Annotated in this window: 1 protein-coding gene; it reads right to left on the bottom strand. The window is 69.7% G+C overall.

The features are described 5' to 3' along the window. Nucleotides 1-73: 73 nt before the first annotated feature. A partial coding sequence (locus tag L8K25_RS22570; RefSeq protein WP_242141266.1) for an ATP-binding cassette domain-containing protein occupies nucleotides 74-874 on the bottom strand: 801 nt, incomplete at its 5' end.

Raw genomic sequence — 874 nt, 5'->3', positions numbered from 1 at the left:
ACCACGCTTCCGGTCCTGCTGCTGTTCCTCGCCTTGCAGCGCTATTATTTCACCGGGATCCTCGGCGGCAGCATCAAGGGGTGATCGCGCGCGGTCGGGCATAGGCCGCACCGTCGCCATCGAACAGGAGCGCGTCCGACGCGGCGATCGCGAAGCGCAGCGTCTCGCCGAGCACCACGTGGCGATCGTGCGGCAATTGCGCGACCAGATGGGCGGCATCGCCGCCGTGTCCGAGATGCGCGAACGACAATGGCCCCAGCCGCTCGAACAGTTCGACCTGCCCCTCGAACACGCCGTCCGGTGCGGGATGGAGATGCTCGGGCCGGACGCCGAGCGTGGCGGAGCCACCGACGGCGCGTTGCGGGACCACCGCGTCGATCCGGCAAATCCCGCCATCCGGCAGCGCGACGGTCACGACGGTCGGCTCGGCTTGCACGATCCGCACGGGCAGCAGATTGATCGCCGGCGAACCGATCGCCGCGGCGACGCGGATCGTGGCCGGCGCGCGATACAGGTCGAGCGGTGCACCGACCTGCTCGATGCGGCCTTGCGCCATCACGACGATCCGGTTGGCGAGCGTCATCGCCTCGACCTGATCGTGCGTGACGTAGATCATCGTCGCCCCGAGGCGCTGGTGCAGCCGCGCGATCTCGTGGCGCATCCGGACCCGCAACGCGGTATCGAGGTTGGACAGCGGCTCGTCGAGCAGCAGGACCGCGGGATCGCGAACGATCGCCCGGGCGATCGACACGCGTTGCCGCTGCCCCCCGGAAAGCGCGCTGGGACGGCGGTCGAGCAACGCCTCGAGTTCGAGCGTCGCGGCGACGGCGGCGACCTTGTCGGCGATCACCTGTTTCGGGAGCTTCGCCATGCG

This window comes from Sphingomonas sp. TREG-RG-20F-R18-01 (assembly GCF_022662475.1).
In the GTDB taxonomy this organism is placed as follows: Bacteria; Pseudomonadota; Alphaproteobacteria; order Sphingomonadales; family Sphingomonadaceae; genus Sphingomonas.
Note: the sequence above shows the minus strand (reverse complement) of the source record. Positions and strands in the feature narration are given on the sequence as shown.